The organism is Sphingomonas echinoides ATCC 14820, from assembly GCF_000241465.1.
Classification (GTDB): Bacteria; Pseudomonadota; Alphaproteobacteria; order Sphingomonadales; family Sphingomonadaceae; genus Sphingomonas; species Sphingomonas echinoides.
This window is the reverse complement of sequence record NZ_JH584236.1, coordinates 237,455-254,760: the sequence shown is the minus strand read 5'-3', so window position 1 is coordinate 254,760 and position 17,306 is coordinate 237,455. Positions and strand designations below refer to the sequence as shown.

General features: G+C 65.9%; 22 protein-coding genes. 18 read left to right on the top strand and 4 right to left on the bottom strand.

All coding sequences use genetic code 11. From position 1 onward, the window contains the following. The 4 genes from ON00_RS19660 to ON00_RS19645 form a co-directional block, all read right to left on the bottom strand. Window positions 1–913: GGDEF domain-containing protein (locus ON00_RS19660; RefSeq protein ID WP_010409271.1), on the bottom strand; the 913-nt coding region annotated here is incomplete at its 3' end. Between the two features lie 9 nt (window positions 914–922). Then, entirely contained in the window at window positions 923–1,165 is a 243-nt protein-coding gene (locus ON00_RS19655; protein ID WP_024310628.1) for a hypothetical protein, read from the bottom strand. A gap of 75 nt (window positions 1,166–1,240) precedes the next feature. After that, complete coding sequence (locus ON00_RS19650) at window positions 1,241–1,696, bottom strand: helix-turn-helix domain-containing protein (RefSeq protein WP_010409266.1); 456 nt, start codon at window positions 1,694–1,696, stop codon at window positions 1,241–1,243. Next, complete coding sequence (locus ON00_RS19645; protein ID WP_029623257.1) at window positions 1,689–2,126, bottom strand: hypothetical protein; 438 nt, start codon at window positions 2,124–2,126, stop codon at window positions 1,689–1,691. Before ON00_RS19645 ends, ON00_RS19650 begins: the two co-directional genes overlap by 8 nt. A gap of 391 nt (window positions 2,127–2,517) precedes the next feature. Between ON00_RS19645 and ON00_RS19640 the strand changes: the two genes are divergently transcribed. Genes ON00_RS19640 through ON00_RS19555 form a run of 18 tightly spaced genes read left to right on the top strand, consistent with a single transcriptional unit; the run spans window position 2,518 to window position 17,305 of the window. Further along, window positions 2,518–2,772, top strand: coding sequence for a hypothetical protein (locus tag ON00_RS19640; RefSeq protein ID WP_371262956.1), 255 nt, complete (start codon window positions 2,518–2,520; stop codon window positions 2,770–2,772). A 40-nt stretch (window positions 2,773–2,812) separates the two neighbouring features. Beyond that, the gene (gene traL, locus ON00_RS19635) at window positions 2,813–3,097 is read left to right on the top strand and encodes a type IV conjugative transfer system protein TraL (protein ID WP_007406330.1); all 285 of its coding nucleotides are present in this window, start codon (window positions 2,813–2,815) and stop codon (window positions 3,095–3,097) included. Continuing rightward, complete coding sequence (locus tag ON00_RS19630) at window positions 3,098–3,685, top strand: type IV conjugative transfer system protein TraE (protein WP_010409259.1); 588 nt, start codon at window positions 3,098–3,100, stop codon at window positions 3,683–3,685. Further along, window positions 3,682–4,494: a type-F conjugative transfer system secretin TraK gene (locus ON00_RS19625; protein ID WP_007406304.1), complete on the top strand. Its 813-nt coding sequence runs from the start codon at window positions 3,682–3,684 to the stop codon at window positions 4,492–4,494. Before ON00_RS19630 ends, ON00_RS19625 begins: the two co-directional genes overlap by 4 nt. After that, window positions 4,491–5,810, top strand: a complete 1,320-nt coding sequence (locus ON00_RS19620; RefSeq protein WP_010409257.1) for a TraB/VirB10 family protein — start codon at window positions 4,491–4,493, stop codon at window positions 5,808–5,810. The genes ON00_RS19625 and ON00_RS19620 overlap by 4 nt, the downstream gene beginning before the upstream one ends. Before the next feature lie 20 nt (window positions 5,811–5,830). Then, window positions 5,831–6,643 (top strand): DsbC family protein, encoded by an 813-nt coding sequence (locus ON00_RS19615; protein WP_010409256.1) that lies wholly within the window; start codon window positions 5,831–5,833, stop codon window positions 6,641–6,643. After that, window positions 6,640–7,425: a conjugation transfer protein gene (locus ON00_RS19610; RefSeq protein ID WP_010409254.1), complete on the top strand. Its 786-nt coding sequence runs from the start codon at window positions 6,640–6,642 to the stop codon at window positions 7,423–7,425. Before ON00_RS19615 ends, ON00_RS19610 begins: the two co-directional genes overlap by 4 nt. 5 nt (window positions 7,426–7,430) lie before the next feature. Continuing rightward, entirely contained in the window at window positions 7,431–9,995 is a 2,565-nt protein-coding gene (gene traC, locus ON00_RS19605; RefSeq protein ID WP_007406319.1) for a type IV secretion system protein TraC, read from the top strand. Further along, window positions 9,992–10,366, top strand: a complete 375-nt coding sequence (locus ON00_RS19600; protein WP_007406323.1) for a hypothetical protein — start codon at window positions 9,992–9,994, stop codon at window positions 10,364–10,366. The genes traC and ON00_RS19600 overlap by 4 nt, the downstream gene beginning before the upstream one ends. Continuing rightward, window positions 10,359–11,039 carry a TrbI F-type domain-containing protein gene (locus ON00_RS19595; RefSeq protein WP_010409251.1) on the top strand — a complete coding sequence of 227 codons (681 nt, stop codon included), beginning with the start codon at window positions 10,359–10,361 and terminating at the stop codon, window positions 11,037–11,039. Before ON00_RS19600 ends, ON00_RS19595 begins: the two co-directional genes overlap by 8 nt. Further along, a complete protein-coding gene (locus tag ON00_RS19590; protein WP_007406314.1) occupies window positions 11,023–11,616 on the top strand; it encodes a S26 family signal peptidase in 594 nt (197 codons plus the stop codon). Before ON00_RS19595 ends, ON00_RS19590 begins: the two co-directional genes overlap by 17 nt. Continuing rightward, complete coding sequence (gene traW, locus ON00_RS19585; RefSeq protein WP_010409249.1) at window positions 11,613–12,272, top strand: type-F conjugative transfer system protein TraW; 660 nt, start codon at window positions 11,613–11,615, stop codon at window positions 12,270–12,272. Before ON00_RS19590 ends, traW begins: the two co-directional genes overlap by 4 nt. Beyond that, entirely contained in the window at window positions 12,269–12,556 is a 288-nt protein-coding gene (locus ON00_RS19580; RefSeq protein WP_007406328.1) for a hypothetical protein, read from the top strand. The genes traW and ON00_RS19580 overlap by 4 nt, the downstream gene beginning before the upstream one ends. Then, a complete protein-coding gene (locus ON00_RS19575; protein WP_007406338.1) occupies window positions 12,553–12,999 on the top strand; it encodes a hypothetical protein in 447 nt (148 codons plus the stop codon). The genes ON00_RS19580 and ON00_RS19575 overlap by 4 nt, the downstream gene beginning before the upstream one ends. Next, window positions 12,996–14,009: a conjugal transfer pilus assembly protein TraU gene (gene traU, locus ON00_RS19570; RefSeq protein WP_010409247.1), complete on the top strand. Its 1,014-nt coding sequence runs from the start codon at window positions 12,996–12,998 to the stop codon at window positions 14,007–14,009. Before ON00_RS19575 ends, traU begins: the two co-directional genes overlap by 4 nt. 9 nt (window positions 14,010–14,018) lie before the next feature. Continuing rightward, complete coding sequence (trbC, locus tag ON00_RS19565) at window positions 14,019–14,762, top strand: type-F conjugative transfer system pilin assembly protein TrbC (protein ID WP_010409245.1); 744 nt, start codon at window positions 14,019–14,021, stop codon at window positions 14,760–14,762. 3 nt (window positions 14,763–14,765) lie between these two features. Beyond that, window positions 14,766–16,901: a conjugal transfer protein TraN gene (locus ON00_RS19560; RefSeq protein ID WP_010409243.1), complete on the top strand. Its 2,136-nt coding sequence runs from the start codon at window positions 14,766–14,768 to the stop codon at window positions 16,899–16,901. After that, entirely contained in the window at window positions 16,898–17,305 is a 408-nt protein-coding gene (locus tag ON00_RS19555; protein ID WP_007406345.1) for a hypothetical protein, read from the top strand. Before ON00_RS19560 ends, ON00_RS19555 begins: the two co-directional genes overlap by 4 nt. Window position 17,306: the final 1 nt, after the last annotated feature.

Genomic DNA, 17,306 nt, shown 5'->3' with positions numbered 1-17,306 from the left:
GTAGGATTTCGCCCCCTCCCGCAAACGACCCCAGATCCTCGGAGACAGCGTTGGGGGCGAGTACGAGACCCGCCGAGCATGTCACCTCGCCGATCGGCGTCTCATTCTCGACGCGCTGCAGCTTTCGCCTCGAGAATGCCTTGCGGGCTGCGTTCAGCATATCGCGGGCGGCTTCGGGGTCGCAGTTGTCGAACACGATGGCGATCCGCTTTGCCTCCCAGCGGCCGACCCGGTGCGGCATGCAATGATCCCGCAATGTCTGGCCCAGCGCGCGCAGGACCCGCTCGACGACGCCGATCCCATGAGCCGCCCCGATCGAGGTGACCTGATCGAGCGCAACCAGCGCAAGAAGGGTAGGGCCTTCCCGCCCGAGTGCGGCGGTGAGCACCGAGTCGATCGCGATGCGGTTGAGGAGCGAGGTAGCAGGATCGATGTCGGTATCGACGCCCAGCGAGCGTAGGCGCTCGCGGACTAGCGCCGTCTGAAGGCTCAGCTGCTTCAACCGCTCTTCGGCGCGCTCGGCCTGGGCAGTCATCCGAGCGACCGCGCTGTGAATGTTGCCGTCTGTCGAGACCAGTTCGGCCGCGGTGAGCGTGAGCGATTTGACGAAGGCATTGGCTTCCTGGGCGGTTGCCCCGATGATGTGCATGACCTCCGTGGAAAGCTCACCGATCGTCGTCGCGGTGCCATGGAGATCCGCTGGTGCCGAAATTGCTCGCACGTCTTCCTGTCGGAGGCGATAACCGCCGTCGATCAGATTGGCGACGGCCATGAAATGGGCCTCGTCAGCACCTTCGAAATAGGTGTGAGCGAAGCCGTAATTCTCGGGGCTGTGCGGCAGTCGATGCTCGTCGAGAAAATCGACAATGGCATGACCCGATTCGTCGGCTGGCGGACTGGTGCGCAGATCCATCAGAGGCCTCTATCGCCGTTCCGACACAAGGATGTCGTGCCACAGGAACAGATCGCGGTCGATGAGTTCGAGAAGTGCGTTGATAGCGGCCTCGCGGGAGCCAAGTTGATAGCGACGCTGGATCTCGTCCGCGACTCGCAGCGATGCAGGGGAGAGCGCGTAGGTGGACCGCTTGTAACCCGCAGCATCCTCGCGTTCTTTTTTGCGGCGCATCGATAGGGTCGACCGCGCGGGTTTCGGCTGAGAGTCCATATCGCCCTCTAAGCGAAACAGGTGTCACTCTCCAAAGCTCGTTTGATGGGAACGGAGTTCACCACCGGAATTGGTTCAGTTTGCTCCGGTCCGGGGCGGGGGAACCGAATTGAGCATGTTCATCAGGATGGATTGCAAAACCCGCTCGATCGCTTCGGGAGCAAGCCCATCGCCTTTCACCTGCTCGGCGAGCGACAGTAACTGGGGGCAGGAAGCTTCGACGAAGCGGCACGCGACGAGGTAGATCTTGTCGAAGCTGTCATCGAAATAGGCGAGGGGCGTCTTCATCCAGACTGCGGCAAGAAACGCACGTTGCCGGTCGATCTCCAGGATCTCCATGACCCTTATCTGCATCGCGGCCGTAAAGCTGGCGCGACCGGATTTGACCTTTCCGATGAGACTGACGCTTTTCCCGAGTCTCCGGGCCATTTCGACATTGGTTACGCCACGGCGATTCCACTGCTCGATGATAAGCGGATAGTAGAAGTCTGTCTCGGTCTGTCGGCTTGCTGCATTCCTCTGGTCAGTCATGACGACCCCCCTTCTGGGCGCTATATACGGTTATAGCCCGAGAGGCTGTCAATATTTTTTTAGCGTTAGTCGGAACTTTTCGACGAATCGCACAATCGAAGACGCACAGCATCGACACGGTGAGCAGGAAACGCGCTGTGGCAGGGGTGGTGGGGTCGGTAGTGGCCCTGTCCCGCGCGGCCTGGAAAAGCGCCTTCTGATCGATCTGAATGCGGAAACCGACCCGGTTTTCACCATTGTCCTCGATCGTCGAGGCGCGTTCGAGCATCAGCTCGAAATCCGGCATATCCAAGAATTTCTCCAGTCCATACAGGGCGGTAGAGGAAACGGTCTCAAACCGTCGCGTTGCCAGCGACCGGGTTCTGATCGCTTCTGTTGTGAGACGGAACAGCTCATCGCTGACCCGGAAGGCGTAGATCACATTCGACATGGGGAACGGATAACCCGAGTGCGGGCGAGCGCATACCATCTGGATTGATAGTTTCTCGAATCAATCATTGCCGCACGACCGGGGGTGGTCATTCCAGTTTCGCAACGAAGGCGGTAAAAAAATTCCGCAGGTGGTAAAAAAATTACCTGCTCTATGTTTGTCTGCAGACCCATCGCGTCAGTCTTTTGGCGGAAATGCGTAGTCGGGCTTTCCCGCAGTCAAAGTCGATACGGTAATTTTTTTCCGTCTTGTCGAGGGTCAATACTTGCGAAATCCTTAGGGAGACGACGCGCTTGTGCTTCGTCTTCCAAGGGGAAAGAGCATGTCTGCACTTTCAATGCCGAAGGGTGGCCAGATCAATGGTGTCCTTCTCGGCCTGGCGATCATCGCGATGGTGATGGTCCTGGGCGCGTCGGCGGCGTTCGCCGGCGCCGACACGACGTTCAATACCGCGCTGACGAAGTTCACGGACTTCCTCGAGGGCTCGGGCGGCAAGATCATCACCGTCATGAGCCTCGCGGGCGGCATCGTCGCGCTGGCGTCGGGCCGCTTCAGCCTGGGCCAGGTGGCCGTTCCCGTCGCCGTCGGCGTCGGCGCGGGCACGGGTATCCCGATCGTCACCTCGACCGTCACCGCGACGATCTGAGGCGTCGGCTGGATCAACCGCTGGGAGGGCGGCTTAGCTTATGGACCGGTACACCATCCCTTCGCATCTCGACGACCCGGAGCTGATCGGCTTCTGGACGCTGGACGAGTTCCTCGCGATGGCGATCCCCTTCATCTGGGGGATCCTGTCGCAGCACGTCGTGATCGGACTGATGGTCTCGTTGCTCGGCTGGTGGGGTTTTCGGAAACTCAAAGCCGGCAAGGCCACGTCGTGGATTCTCCACATGGCCTACTGGCACCTGCCGTCGAGTTTTACCGGGCTGAAGGCGACACCGCCCTCCCACCTTCGCGTGATGGTGGGCTAAATGGATTATTCTGTCGGTCTCGCGCAGTCGCAGCGCGTCCTCAAGCAGCGCAACATGCTCGGCATCGTCGCGCTGGTCCTCGCGGGCCTCGTGGTGCTGCTGTTCCTGGTCGGCGCGACCCGTGACCGGGAGATCGTCCTGCAGCCGATCGTCCGCTCCCCGCTGACGCTGTCGTCGAGCGGGGTCAGCGAGCAGTATCTGGAGATGGTCACGCGCGACACCGCGCTGATGACGCTCAACCGCTCGCCCGAAAATCTCGAATACTGGATGGACTCGATCCTGGCGATCGCCACGCCGGAAGCACATGGTTCGCTCAAGCGCGACCTGATGAAGATCCTCAACGAGCAGCGCGGATCGAGCATCAGCCAGTATTTCACGCTCGCCGGCATGAAGGTCGACACCGAGAAACTGACCTCGGAAGTGACCGGCACGCTGCACACCGTCGTCGGCTCGAAGTCGGTCACCGCCGAGCCGAGGACGTTCCGCTTCTACTGGGCGTATCGCGGCCTGACTCTCCAGCTCAAGGGCTTCGGGATGGTCACCAAGGCCGACAAGGACGCCGCGGCAACCATCGGAGACGACGCATGACCGCCTGGGTCGCAGTCGGGCTGATCGGGGGCGGGACCGCCTTCGCATCGCGCCTGTGTTCGCTATCGCGCCTGATCGGGGCGGGGATGATCGTGGCGGGCGGCGTGGTCCTCGCCGCGCCGGCCTTCGCCGACGAGCATGTGCTGGCAAAGGACAACAGCGAGGTCGCCTGCACGATGTCGAAGTCGGGGCTGACCCGCGTCAGCCTCAAGGACGATCGCTTCGCCAGCGTCTCGAAGCTGACCACCGGGGTCGATACCGACGATTTCACCGTGGTCAATGAACCGACCCGGGGCGACATCTATGTGTCGGTCCCGGAAGCCTATTCGCGGCCGAACGTGTCGTTCTTCGGCACGACGTCGAAGGGTTATGTGTACAAATTCTCGTGCCGGCTCGCCGGCGACGACGCGCAGCAGGTGTTCGTCGAGAACAAGGATATCGGTGGTGCCGCGGAAACGCAGGTCGCGGCCGTCGCGGCATCGCCGCAGGAGGCGTCCGCCACGCTGGTCCAGGCGATGTTCCAGTCCGCGCCGCTCGAAGGGTTCGAGGTCAGGCCCGCGGTCACCGACCCGGTGATGATTGGCTCGCTCAAGGTCCAGATGGTCGCCGAGTATCGCGGCGCCAGCCTCGCAGGCCGCACGCTCAGGATCGAGAACCGGGGCAAGGTTCCGGTCGCGCTGGGCGAGGGAACGATCGCACCGTCGAACGCGATCGCGGTCTCGGTCGCCAACCCCAACCTCAAGCCCGGTGAAGCCACCACCGCCTATATCGTCACGCCTTCGGGCCTCGCCAACGGAGTGCGGCCATGAGCCTCAAGGACATCTTCCAGCGTAACCGTGCCAAGCAGCTCGATACCGAGCCGGAGGAGGGCGGGGACAGCGAGCTGATGGCCGGCAACGATGCCGTCCGCAAGAAGCAGCTGCTCTACCTCGGCTTTGGTGGCGCCGTCGCGCTGGTGCTGGGCTCCTGGTACGTCATGGGCGACGATGCCAAGCTGAAGCCGGTCGGCACCGACGGGAAGGAGGTGAAGATCACCACCGACGACATGGTCAACCGGAACATGTCGCAGCGTGAATGGCAGGCCGCATCCGAAGCGCAGATGCAGTCGATCAACAATCAGCTGAAGGGCGTCGACGGCCAGCGCGCGCAGATGGAGCAGTTGCAGGCGCAGATCGCCGCGCTCCAGGGCGAGAAGCAGTCGATGGCGAGCGATGGCCAGCGGGTCATGAGCGCCTATCAGCAGGAGAACGACCAGCTTCGCCAGCAGATCGCGCAGCGTAACGCCGCGCCGGCCGCGCCGGCTCCGACGCAGATGTATGGCCCCGGCCAGCCCAATTACCGCACTCCCGGCGCGCCGATGACGGCGGGCGAGGCGGCAGCGGCTGCGGTGTCGCAGTCGCGCTCGATCAAGCTGGTGTCGTTCGAGGGCGGCCCCTCGGGCACCGCGACTCGGATCTCGGGTGGCACGACCAGCTACACCGACAGCCCCAATTACCTGCCGCCCAACTCGATCGCGAAGGCGAAGGTCATCGTCGGCGTCGACGCCTCGGCGGGGGTGCAGTCGCAGACCGATCCGCTGCCGGTGATCCTGCGCATCACCGGCCCGGCGCGCTCGGTCTACCAGAACGGCAAGCTGCTCACGACGCGGATCGAAGGCTGCGTCATCAACGGCGCGGCGCGCGGCGATCTCTCTTCCGAGAAGGTCTATGTGAAGCTGCAGCGGATGACCTGTCCGCAGGCCAATGGCCGGTTCGCGGTGTCGGACGTGAAGGGCTTCATCAGCTTCGCCGGCAAGACCGGCGTGCGCGGCCGTGTCGTCAGTCGCGAAGGCGGGCTCGTCACCCAGGCCTTCATCGCCGGGATAGCGGGCGGGTTCGGGCGTGGCTTCTCGGCCAACACCGACATGCTGCTCCAGGGCACCAACGTCACCGTCAACGGCAAGCGCCAGCAACTCGGCATCGGCGATATCGCCCAGGCCGGGATCGGCAACGGCGTCGCGCAGTCGGCCGACATGGTCAGCAAATACCTGATCGAGCGCGCCGAACAGTACCAGCCCATCATCGAGATGCCGACCGGCATCGATGTCGAGATCGTCTTCCTCGAAGGCGTCTTCATCCAGAACTGAGCCCGGAAGGAGGTGGTCACATGGCAAATACTATCATGATCGGCGCGATGGCGGGGGCGGCGATGCTGCTGACCGGCTCGGCCGAAGCGCCGATCGGCGCGCAGGTCCAGGTCGCGCTGCAGAAGCGGCTTCCCAAGACCAAGGTCGATGCGATCGACTGCTCCAAGGTCGACGGGCTGTGCGAGGTCGTGGCGGGTGCGAACTTGTTCTACGTCGACAAGTCGGCGCGCTATCTCGTCATCGGCCGCGTCTATGACATGGAGACGCGGCAGGATCTGACCGCCGCCAAGCTGCTCGCGCTCAATCCCGATATGCTGGTGGGCGGCGCGGCGAAGGCCAATGCCACGCCCGATGCGCCCGAGGCCGGCGCGGCGCGGGCGGGTGCGCGAGTCACGACCCAGCCCGCCGTCGCCCGCACGCTCGATGTGACGCGGCTGTCGAGCAAGGGTGCGATCGCGTGGGGTTCGGGCACGCAGACGGTCACCGTCTTCTCCGATTTCCACTGCGGCTACTGCCGCGCGCTCAGTCAGGCGCTCGAGACGATGAACGTGCGCGTCATCGAGCGCCCGATCTCGGTGCTGGGAAGCCGCGAGATCGCCAACCAGGTGCTGTGCGCCCGCGATCGTCATGCGGCGGTCCGCGCGGCCTATGCGCAGAACCCGGTCCCGGCAGGCCCGAAGTGCGACACCAGCGGTCTCGATGAGAACGAGGCGTTCGCCAAGGCGCACGGCATCAACGGGACGCCCGTCATCGTCCGCTCCGACGGGGCGGTGATCGAGGGTTTCAGGCCCAAGGCCCAGCTCGTCGAATGGTTGAAGGGAGCCAAGTCGTGACCCGATCCGTGATCCGCCTGCCGGCCTGCCCGGTTTCCGACTATCGCCCGCACGCCCGCGCGAAGCGTATTGCGGCGCTGGCGACGACCGCGAGCCTGGGACTGCTCGCCAGCTGCACCACGCTGGGGACCAACATCTCGGGCAAGTTCGCGTGCGGCGCGCCCGAGGGCGGCAGCTGCTCGCCGGCGACCGTCATCGATGACAAGGCGCTGGCCGAGATCACCGGCGACAGCGGCTATCATCCGGCAGGCCCGTACCAGGCACCCGCGCGCAACAGCGGGGGAACGCAGCGGATCGCCTATGCCTCGACGCCGGTGCCGGCGCAGGCGGCGGGGGTCGGGCCGCAGAAGGTGTTGCGGATCGTGTTCCCCTCGCATGTCGACGCGGCTGGGCGCTTCCACGAGACCGCGGTCGTGCAGGCGGTGGTCGACAACGGCCAGTGGCTGGCGGCGACCGACGGCCACGGTTCGGCGCTTGCCGCGACGCAGACGCTCAACGTCAGCCCCGAGATCCTCTCGCAGCTCGGCGCGCCGATCGCCGCGCTTCCCCCGGTGCCCGCCGAGGTCGCGCAGGTCGCCGCCCCGGCAGCGGCCGCAGGTGCGGCGAGCGCGGTCGGCGCACCAAGTGCGGCAGCGGTCGCGGCCGCGCGGGCCAGGGCGCGCGACGCGGCTGCTGGCAAGGGTGTGCCGATCGCCGCGACGCAGAAGCCGGCTTCGCCCGAACTCGCGTCGAGCACGCCGGGTAACCGCCCAGCGACCTTCTCGCCGCGCGTGGAGGACTGATCGTCATGGCGAAGACCGGCTTCATAGCCCGCCTGCTCGGCGATACGCGCGCACCCGACCAGGGAACACCCTCGCATGGCGCGCCGATGCTGTCGCAGTGGCTGCCGTATCGCAGCTACGACGCGCGGCACGACCTGTTCTACCAGACCGACAGCATCGCGTTCGCGCTGGAACTCGCGCCGCTCATGGGTGCGGACGAGCGCACCGGGGAGATCATCGCGCAGATGCTGTCCGAGAGCGTCCCGCCCAGCGCGCGGGTCCAGCTGCTCGCATTCCAGAGCCCGCGTGTGGGCGCGCTGATCGCGCAATATGCGCTGCCGCGCTACAAGGCGGGCGGCATCCATCGCAAGATCGCCGAGCGGCGGTCGGCGTTCCTGCGTCACGGCGCATGGGTATCGATGTCGAAGGACGGACCGTTCCACGTCCGCAACCATCGCATCTTCCTGTCGGTCTCGATCCGTAGCGGGAAGGCGACACCGGAGGAGCTGACCGGCGTCCGCGACAGCATCGTCTCGACGCTGCAGTCGATCGACATGCCGGCAACCCGGCTGAAGCCGGTCGATCTGATCGCGCTGATCGACGACATCACCGCGCCGGCGTTCGACGTCTCCGACCACGTCTCGGAATATTCAGAACTCGATCCGATCGCCGACCAATGCGTGCGGCGCGACGTCCAGACCGTCGTCCAGGCCGACCGCCTGCTGGTATCGGTCGAGCCGCTGCGCGCGGTGACGAACCTGTCGGGCGAGACGCAGTATCAGGAGATCCGGCCCGACACGTTCGACTATCGCTTCTTCTCGGTCAGGAACCTGCCGAACCGCTGGGCGCCGTGGGACGTGCAGAAGCTGATCGGCGACATGTTCTCCGACAAGCTGCGCCCGGGGTGCCCGACTCTCACGTCGCTATGCCTGTGCTACCAGGACGAACAGGCCGCCTCGTCTAAGGCCGGTTACAAGTTCATGCGTACGTCGAGCCTGGCGGACTCGAAGTCGGCGCGGCTGCTCCCGCAGCTGAAGGACCAGAGCCGCGAATGGGAGCATGTCACCCAGGAGCTGCGTCTCGGCAAGAAGCTGGTGCAGGCCTATTATGCGGTAGGCATCATCAGCCCGAAGGGGCAGGGGGACGCTAACGAGCGCACCGTCAAGTCGATGTACAAGGCGGCCGGGTGGGACCTGCTCGACGAGCGGTTCCTCCAGATCATGGCGTTCATGTCGTGTCTGCCGATGACGCTCGGCAACGGGCTCGACAGCGACCTGAAGCGCATGAAGCGGCTGCGCACGATGCTGACCTCGACCGCGGCGAATATGCTGCCGATCCAGGGCGAGTATCTCGGCGGGCATCTGCCGCACCTGATGTTCATCGGGCGGCGCGGCCAGCCCTTCTTCTGGTCGCCGTTCGAGAACAAGGCCGGCAACCACAATGTCGCGGTGTTCGGCAAGTCCGGCTCGGGCAAGTCGGTCGCGCTGCAGGAGCTGTGCGCGGCGTTCGCCGGCGTGGGCGCGAAGATCATCGTGATCGATGACGGCCGCTCGTTCGAGCATATGGCCAAGAGCCTGGGCGGCAACTTCGTCGAGTTTCGCCTGCGCGACGGGTTCAGCCTCAATCCGTTCTCGATGATCGACGAGACGCTGGTGGCGCAGGACGAGGATTATCTCGTCGACGCGCTGGCGATGCTCAAGTCGATCATCGGGCAGATGGGCCGTCACATCGACAAGCTCAACGACACCGAGCGCGGTCTGATCGATCGTGCGGTCAACCAGGTGTGGGAGGCCAAGGGCAGGGGAGGGTGCGTCGACGACGTGATCGAGGCGCTCGGCTCCGACGGCTCTGTGCAGGGGACGGATCTCGCGATCGCGATGTTCCCGTTCTCGGGAAAGGGCACCTACGGCAGCTTCTTCACCGGCGAGGCGTCGGTGGACATGTCGAACGCGCTGACCGTGTTCGAGCTCTCGGACCTGTCGAGCCGCGAGGAACTGCGCTCGGTCGTGCTGACTGCGATCATGTTCATGTCGTCGCAGACGATGCGCCGGATGGATCGCCAGATCCCCAAGGCGCTGCTGATCGACGAGGCGTGGCAGATGCTGCGCGGTGGGTCGATGGCCGATTTCGTCGAGACCTACAGCCGAACCTGCCGCAAATATGGCGCCTCGCTCATCACCGCGACGCAGAGCCTCAACGACTATTACAAGTCGGAAGGGAGCCTCGCGGCGCTGGAGAACTCCGACTGGTCGGTCATCCTGATGCAGAAGCCCGACACGATCTCGGACTTCCAGAAGCACGGCCGCTTCGACATGGACCCCTACACCGAAAGCCTGCTGCGTTCGCTGAAGCGCAACGGCGCGGAATATTCCGACATCCTCATCAAGGGGCCGGAATCGATGGCGGTCGGGCGGCTCGTCCTCGATAAATATTCGGCGACGCTCTATTCCTCCAGCCCGCAGACCTTCGCCGATATCGAGCATCTGATCGACCTCGGCTGTTCGATGGACGAGGCGATCGAACGCGTCGCCTTCCCCGAGGAATATCGCGACAATCCTCCGGGCGAGCCCTGGGTGGAGGCGGCGGAATGAACGCCTTCACGCACGAGCGCGACTGGCGTACGCCGACCGCGACCGACTGGAAACGCACGGGCACGCGCGCGATCGGCGACGCCTGCTACATCCTGTTGCGGGTGTCGGGCTGGATGGCGATGACGCTGCTCGCGACCTTCGGCGTCGCGATCCTGTTCTTCCTGATGCTAGGCGACTTCACCGCGCTCGGCTTCTTCTCGCAGGTCGCCAACCTCGGCACGCGCTTCGTCGCGGCCGACCAGGCACGCCGCGCGGCGTTCGGCGACCAGCTGTTCGTCGTGTGGCTGGTCGCGTTCGGCATCGTCGCCGTGACCCGCGTGCGCCTGCTCGGCGCGATCATCACTTCCACGAAAGGCTCCCGTCATGGTTGATGTTCTCGATCGTCCCGAGGCCGCGTCCGCGGCGGTGCAATCGTCCGCCTCGGCCCCGGCACCCCGTGAGGACGCAGCCGGCGCGGCACCGCGCCGTCCGGTCGCGGACAAGGTGGATCGCCGCAAGCCGCAAGGCCTGCCCGTCATCGCCTATGTCGCGGTCGCGCTGGCGGTCGCGGTGCTGCTGTGGGGGGCGTGGGTGACCAAGCATCTCCTGGCCCCGCCGGCGACCGTGCCGATGGCGAGCGTGCGGCTCGAAGGCATCGTCTCGGAATATGTCCAGGCGCAGAGCCACAGCAACGGCCAGCCCCAACAGGTGGCCGCGCAGACCCAGGCCTTCATGTCGGCGCTCGACGACGAGATGAAGAAGGTCGGCGCGAGCGGCACCACCGTCCTCGTCGGCGAGGCGGTGCTGTCGAAGAACGTCCCCGATATCACCGACCAGATCCGCCGCGCGGTCTTCGCGCGCGTGCCGCTCCCCGCGGCCGCGCCGAACGCCCCGGCAGGTCCCGCGGTCGGTGCGATGCTCCCACCAGCCTCCGGGACCGTCGCGCCGGCCGCGCCAGGGACGGCGGTCCCGACCGCTTCCCCGTTCGGGCCTGCGCCGGTCTCGCCGGTCGAGGCGACGATCACCCATTCCGCGCCGGGAGGGGTCGATGGCAGCGGCAACTGAGGCGCTGGCGCGGGTCGGTCATGCGGCTCCCACGGCGGTTGACGTCGCCGGGGACCGCGCGGCCCGCAAGGCGCTGATCGTCAAGCGGGTTCGCCAGTGGAGCGCGGTCGCGCTGCTCGGGATCGTGTGGGGCGGCTACAACTCGATCGCGGCGTGGCGCGAGACCCACGCCTTCATGATAAACGCCAGCGAGAGCCTCCCCAACTGGGCGTTCTTCATCCAGCGCGGCCGCGTACCCGCGAAGGGCGACTATGTGTTCTTCGCGCCGCCCGAGGGCGAGCTGGTGCGCCGCCACTTTGGACCGGATTCGGGACCGTTCGGCAAGCGCGTGATCGGCGAGGCCGGCGCGCTGGTCGAGCATCGCGGGGAATGGGTCTATGTCGACGGCGTTCGCGTCGCCCACATGAAGCCGCGCTCGCGTTTCGGCGAAGTGCTGACGCCGGGGCCGGTCGGACGGGTGCCCGAAGGTTGCTATTATGTCGGCACCGCGCACCCCGACGGGTTCGACAGCCGCTACGGCGAGATCGGCTTCGCCTGCGCGAAGCAGATCATCGGCACCGGGACACCCATCCTGTGATCCGGCGCGCGGGCCTCTTCGGTGGAACGCTGGGCGTGGCGCTGGTCGCCTCGTCGTCCTGGCCGGTCGTGCAGGGCGCGCTCGCAAAGGATCACGGCGTGATGGGCCAGACCTGGGCGATCGCCGAGCCGGACCTGCTGGCGACGATCGACACCAGGCTCAAGACGCTGCAGGCCAATGGCGGCATCGAGCGTATGCAGACGGCGCTCCGCGAGAAGACCGAGGAGCGCGTGCGCAACCCGATTCCGGTCGCCGGCATCGGCGCGGTGCGCGAGAGCCGCAGCTGGACGTTCGACCCGACGATCGTGCTCGATCAGGACATCCAGGACCAGAAGGGCCGGCTCGTCGCGCGCGCCGGGCAGCGGGTCAATCCGCTGTCGTTCGTCGCGATGAAGACCGACCTCGTGTTTATCGACGGCCGCGACGATGCGCAGGTCGACTGGGCGCTGAAGCGGTGGACCGCGCAGAATGCCAAGATCATCTTCGTCGCCGGCTCGCCGTTCAACCGCATGGGCGAGAAGAAGCGCCGCTTCTTCTTCGACCAGCAGGGCAAGCTCACCAGCCATTTCGGGATCGCGCGCGTCCCCGCCGTGGTCGAACCGGCGGGCCAGGTGCTCAAGATCAGCGAGATCGAGATGTCGGGAGCGGGCGCATGATGTGGCTCGATATTCTCAGGACGCCGATGGCCGCGCCCGAGACGCCGGCCCTCAAGGCGATGCGGCTCGCGATCCTGTGGTCGGCGATCGGGCTGGCGATCGCCATCTGCGCGTTGCAGCCGCTGCGCGCGGTGCTCGGCGCGGGGGCAGGGGGCGCGCTTGCCGGACTGGTGCTGGCGCTGGTCGTGCTGGTGCCGGTGTATGTGATCGCCAAGAACCGGGCCGATAACGCTTTCCTTGACGCAAGCCTCGCGGCGCAGCCGGACGGGGAGGGCAGGGCATGACGACTGAGCGCATCAGCCTGATCGCGCGCTACGCGCTTCTGTGTGTCGCGGCAGTCGGCTTCGGGTGGACATATGTTCTCGCCATATTCGCGCTGTTCCCGGCCTGGATGTTCTTTCCCGTCGTCGCCTTGTCGATGGTCGTATCGATCGCGACCGTGGCGTTGCTCTCGAGCGTCCCTGCGCTGCTGTTCCTGTCCCGCGTGCATTGCGAGATCGAGTCCCTCGTACGAAGGCTTCTCGGGGGCCGTGCCGATCCGGTGACCGCCGCGTCGATCGGAAACGAAATCGATGTCGTCCTTGCCGAAAGCGGGCGGACGATATCGGTTGGCAAACGCCGTGCGCTGGTGCGCGCGCTGGCCGATCAGTCGATAAGCTTCGATGGACGCGACCGCGCCCGGATGGTGCCCCTGGTCATCGCTTTCTCCGAGGAGCCCGGCGCATGATCCGCCGCCTGCTCACCCTCCTCGGCATGATCGCCGCGTTCGCGCTGCTGCCGGCGCCGGCGAGCGCGCTCCCGGCCAACTGCACCGGCAAGTTCGTCAACCCGATCACCGACGTCTGCTGGTCTTGCCTGTTCCCGCTGTCGGTGGGCGGCGCGCATATCTGGCCGGGAAGCCGACCCGACACCAAGAACCCGAGCCTGCCGGTCTGTGCGTGCGGTTCACCGATCCCGCGCATCGGCATCTCGATCGGCTTCTGGGAGCCGGCGCGGCTCGTCGATGTGACCACCAAGCCGTGGTGCTTCCCGAACCTGGGCGGGCTTCGCCTCAATCCGGGGCTCGATATCGGGCAGGGGCAGTATACCGGCCCGCTCATCAAGGGCGGTTCGACCCAGGCCAGCGCGAACTGGCAGGCGCATTACTACGTCTATCCCTTGCTCTACTGGATGGAGATCCTGACCGACTTCCTGTGCTTCGAGCAGGCCTCGTTCGACGTAGCCTACATGACCGAGATCGATCCGCTCTGGAACGATGACGTGCTGACCACGCTCATCAATCCCGAGGTCGCCTTGTTCAACAATCCGATCGCGGTCGCCGCCTGCGCGGCTGACTGCGTCGCGGCGAGCGCGAAGCTGCCGATCGACCCGATGTTCTGGTGCTCAGGCTGCAACGGCTCGATGTTTCCGATGAACGGCAACATCGCGGCGCACAATTCGCCGGTCCAGTCGTCGCGTCTCGCGGCCGAGCGACTCCTGTTCAAGATGCACCGGCAAGGGCTGGCCTGGGGCACCGCTGGATCGAAGGCGCTCTGCAACAAGTACGTCATGCCGATCCTGAAGAAGTCGCAATACCGCATCCAGATGACCAATCCGACGCCCACGGTGAGCGGCAAATATGCCTGCTCGCCGATCGGCGCGACGACGCTCCCGCCCGACGCGGGCCGGGCCTTCCCCGTCAAGGGCGAGGACTTCGGCTACCTGCTCTGGCGCAAGCGCAACTGCTGCATGCTGTGAGGACCTGACATGAAGAAGTTCCTCCTTTCCGCGCTCGCTATCGCCTCGGTCGGCACCGGCTGCGCGGTTCTCGCGCAGACCGTCGAGGGGCTCGACCTCGACGCGATCCGCGCGCGATCGGCGAAGTCCGAACAGGACGCGACCGCGCTCGTGAACGAGGTCGAGCGGCGCGGCGACGCGTTCCGCAAGGATGCGCAGACCGTGCAGGCGGTCGCGCTGGAGCAGATGCGCACGATCGACAAGGCGAGCCTGCCCAGGGGACCGGCGGGCGCGATCGACTTCGACGAGATGATCCAGGCCGCCTCGGCCAACCTCAAGGAGAACCAGGGCACCGCGCCGCAGTTCATGGTGTTCGTGTCCACCTCGATGCCCGAACAGGCGCTGAAGCGGATCATTGCCGATACCTCGGCCGCTGGCGGCGTCGTGGTGTTCCGGGGCTTCCCCGGCAATTCGGGGAAGGCGTTCATCGCCGCGCTCTCCAAGGTGGTCGAGAAGGACCAGCAGTTCGCCTCGATCGGGATCGACCCGCGCCTGTTCCGCGCGTTCGATGTGACCGCGGTTCCGACGATGGTGGTCTCGTCGAGCGACTTCACGCCGTGCGACGGCCTCACCTGCAAGACGACGCCGCCTCCGTTCGATCGCATCGAGGGCAACGTCACGGTGCGCTACGCGCTGGAGACGTTCGCGGGCGAGAATGGCCCTGGCGCGCTGGTCGCACGGACCGCGCTCGCCAACCTCGGCCGGAATCCCTGAACCATGCGGGGGGGCCGTATCCTGATCGGTCTTCTGGCGCCGGTCCTGGCAGCGCAGGCGCTCGCCCAGGTCCAGTCGACCCAGCAGGGCCAGCAGGGCGTCGGCGATTTCTACGGCCTGGGCGATTACACCTACTTCAGCGACACGACCCCCAAACCCACCCCGACCCCCACACCCTCATCCGCGCCGGTCGCAAAGACGACGGTGACCAGCGTCGCCGAGCCGAGCGCGGCTCCCGCGCGGACCACCGCCAGCATGGCCCGCACGGTTCAGCCTGCGGCAGCGAGTAATGCGGTCGCGGCCGAGCCGAGCGCGCAGTCGAGCAGTTCGACCTACACCTATCCCAAAGGGGACATGGCGGCGGCACGCGCCGCGGCGAAGGCACTGGCGACCCCGGCACGCCAGGCTTCGGGCGGCATCATCTCCTCGACCGATCTGCCCTCGACCATCCCGGGCTTCAGCAGCGGCACCCAGCCCGGCGAAGCCTATGCCGACGATCCCGACGCGCTGATCGCGGCGGGCGGGTCTGCCGCTGGCGCGAACGAGGCGTGGCAGCTCGTCACCGATCCGGGCCGCAAGGTCGTGACCGTGCCTGCCGGCGATCTCACGCGCGCGCAGGACGTCGAGAAGGACCCGAACAGCTATCTCGCCGGTCAGTCGGTGGGCGGCGCCGACGGTAGCTGCAAGCCGCTGCCTCCCAATGGCACCACCGATTATTACGAGGCGACCTGCAACAAGGGCGCGAAGCTCGAGGAAACCCCGGCGACCTGCACCGGCAGGATGGACCCGGTAATCGTCGATACGCTCAGGTACTTCTATTATGGCGTGCGCGACCAGAACGAAGGCGGCGGGTTCGCGCGCAACAGCGTGATGCAGGCCAAGGTCGGCGCCGGTCTGTGCCGGGTCGAGGCGGGCACGCCGCATATCTGCGATGCGCAGATCGAACTGGGGGCGGGCGGCGGCAACGTCGAGGCCTATCGCAAGTGGTGCAAGAAGCAGTCGTCGATGAATACCACGGCGCAGCTTTACTCCTGCTCGGCCGAAATCCCCCAGGCCGAGATCCCGGCGCACCAGAATTACGCGACCGGCACGGTGTACCTCAGGAAGGAGGGCACGCGCGAGGTCACGCTGACGCGCAATGAGGGAAGCTGTCCGGCGCTGGTGTCCGACACCGCCTGCATCGCGACCGGCCCGGAGGTCTGCACCGAGGGGCCTGAGACGCGGATCATCGACGGTGTGTCGGTCACGGCATCGTGCTGGGCGTGGTCGCGCCCGTTCACCTGTCAGCGCATCACCCAGGCGTCCGATTGCAGCGATCTGGAGAACGGCGGGAAATGCACCTTCCTGCGTGACGAGTGCCTCGACGATCCGCAGTCCGGTCCGTGCCAGGTCACGACGAAGGTCTACAAATGCCCGGTCCCGACGCCGCCTTCGACCGATCCCAAGCAATATATCTGCGGTGATGACGTCTATTGCATCGACGGCGAATGCGAACCGGTCGAGCGCGAGGCGTCGACCGAGTTCAAGGACGCCGTGGTCGGGCTGCACGCGCTGGGCCAGGCCAATGCCGAGTTCGATCCCGATACGCTTACCCTGTTCTCGGGCAAGCGGCAGACCTGCCACAAGCCGGTGTTCGGACTGGTCAACTGCTGCGCGGGCAAGGCCTCGGGCCTCATCACGACCGCTGCCGGCGCGGCCGCGATCGCGGGCGGGCCGGTGGCGATCGCCGCGCTCGCGACGCCGTTCCTCACGATGTTCATGTGCTCGAACGACGAGAAGCTGCTCGACGTGCAGGACCGGATGGGGATGTGCCACAAGTTGGGCGAATATTGCTCGGACAAGGTGCTGGGCATCTGCACCTCCAAGAAGACGGCCTATTGCTGCTTCGAGAGCAAGCTGTCGCGCATCCTGCAGGAACAGGGCCGCCCGCAGATCAACAAGCCGTGGGGCAGCGCCAAGAAGGAAACCTGCAAGGGGTTCACGCTCGATGAATTCTCGCGCCTCGACCTGTCGGTGATGGATTTCACAGAGGTCTATGCCGAGTTCGTCGACGCCGCGAAGCTGCCCGACGAGATCGAAACCTCGCGCCAGATCCAGGAACGGATCAAGGCCTATTACGAGGCGAAGAAAAGCCAATGACCGGCGTGACGCAACTGTCGGACCATCGTCCGTTTCCCGACCTCTCGGTCGCGGAATTCGCGGTGCTGATCGCGCTCCTGCGCGCCGGACCGCACCCGGCCGGGTTCCTCATCCCGACGCTCGACAGCTGGTTCGATACGAAGCTCTGCGTCGCCGACCTCGAACCGACGATCGCGCGGCTGATCCGCGCCAACCTCATCCTGCGCCGGGGCGAGACGCTGTATCCCCGCCGGCACGCCCGCAACCTCATCATCGGGGTGTACGGCAACCTGTTCCGCATCCTCGCAGACGACATGGCGCAGCTCGTGTCGCTTCAGGAGCCGTCGCTCCTCGGGACGCTCAAATCCTACCTCACCCGCCGCGAACAGGAAGATCGCGAAAAGCAGAAACAGAAGGACGACTGAC